The organism is Candidatus Obscuribacterales bacterium (assembly GCA_036703605.1).
Taxonomy (GTDB): Bacteria; Cyanobacteriota; Cyanobacteriia; order RECH01; family RECH01; genus RECH01.
On record DATNRH010000835.1, the window covers coordinates 1 to 1,895 of the forward strand.

Below are 1,895 nucleotides of genomic sequence, written 5' to 3' on the forward strand. Positions count from 1 at the left end.
CGGCTTATTTAGTTCAGGATTGTGCAACAGCAGTTCCTATTTTTGATCAGGTGATTGAAATCAATGCTTCAGAAAAATTAGTGGGGCAAGCGAGCCGGTTGAAGGATGAATGTGCCGTGTTGAGCCAAGTCTTATCCGCACAAGCAGACGACGATGCGACGGCCAGCCTCATGACTGCCCAAGATTACATCACACTCTATGGCAGCAGTGTTCATGCGGCGGCTATCCGCGAGCGGAACGTGGCCTTAGTGTCGGCTCAAACGCCCGAGGCATTGGCCATCCCAGAGGTGTGCGATCGCTTCAATGAATTCTTAAGCAGCCAGCTCATTCCCCCATCTGCTGACCTTGTCCCGCCAGTAGCCTACAGTTGTGGCCAGCAGTACGGAAGCAATGGAGACTATGAGCGGGCGATCGACAGCTATCTCTTGGTACAAACTCAATATCCAGAGCACGACTTAGCGCCCAAGGCGGAGGCCAGCCTAGCCGATATGATGGTTGCACAAGCCCATGCCTCAGGAGCAGGTAGCCTTCCCCAACCCGGACGGAGTGGCTCTGCACCAACCGGAAGCACCGTTGTCGTGATTCAGAATGCCTCCCCTGAACCGATGCGCATTGCCTTCTCTGGCTCTGAGCGGAAAATAGAAACCCTAGACCCCTGCTTAACCTGCCAAGTCTATGTGGATGAGCCACCCGCGACTTGTCCAGAGCTAGCCCCAGAGGGCATTTATGTGCTTGACCCAGGGGTGTATAACGTTGTCGTTACCTCCTCAAACAATAGAGCGATCTCTCCTTTTATTGGACAATGGAGCCTGCATAGCGGAAACGAGTATAACAACTGCTTCTTTACCGTTCAACGTTCCGCAGGTTCTTAACCTCATTTCTCTCGGAATTCTTGTCAGCCACATCGTCATTAACAAGAATTCCGAGCCCTTAAAACCTAAAGATCAATGGCCAGAAAAGCGTATTCTCTCCTTTCATCTTCAAAGCCATAAAGCGATCGCCCCAAGAACAGTCTAATGATCTAATCTGACGATCAATGTTCTAATTTGATGATCTAATTAACAGCCTTGAGATAGGCTAATAATTTAGAAAATTAAATTCAAGCCCATTAATAAAGAGTCATTAAAATGGTAACAAAATCTCATACCTATCAAGCTATTTGGCAGGATTCTCAAAAAATTAATTGGCAGGTTTCAGATCTCATTAGTCCCAATTTGACGTTTGATTTCAAGCGTCCCTTTTTGCCAGAATCCATTGCCCAAGTAGCGGATATGCCTGGGCTAAATAGGCTGGAAAAGCTCACCCTTAATCACCTTCGCGGCTATAGCTACCTGCATTTGTTTGTGCTGGTGGAGCAGTTTATTATCCCAATGGTGCTCGACCAAGTGAAGGCTTTGGGCTATGACGATATCTTTGCGACCCAGTCATTGCTGGGGTTTGCGGAGGATGAGAGCAAACATATTCATCTGTTTCAGAGCTTTGCCCAGGCTTTTGAGCAGGGGTTTGGGACGCCCTGTGAATTTATTGGCCCAACTCCCGCGATCGTGGCTCAAATTCTCAGCCACCATCCGCTGGCGGTGCTGCTGCTGACGCTCCAGTTTGAATGGACGACCCAGAGCCACTACCTGGAGAGCATGCGTCACAACCACGAGGAGGACTTAGACCCCCGCTTTTGCGACCTGCTCAAATTTCACTGGCTGGAAGAGGCTCAGCACACGAAGCTGGATGTGCTGCTCACCTACGCGCTGATAGATCGCATGTTGGTCTCCCAGGTAGAGGGGGCGATCGCCGATTATCTCACCCTACTGCATCTACTCCACAATGCGCTGATGCAGCAGGTCGACCTGGATGTGAGCAACCTGGAGCGTCGCCTCCAGAGATCGATTGCCTCACCA

General features: G+C 50.1%; 2 protein-coding genes. Both read left to right on the top strand.

Annotated elements, in window-relative coordinates:
* The coding region (locus tag V6D20_17270; protein HEY9817533.1) for a hypothetical protein at window positions 1-872 on the top strand (872 nt) is incomplete at its 5' end.
* Between the two features lie 255 nt (window positions 873-1,127).
* On the top strand, window positions 1,128-1,895 hold a 768-nt coding region (locus V6D20_17275), incomplete at its 3' end, for a hypothetical protein (GenBank protein ID HEY9817534.1).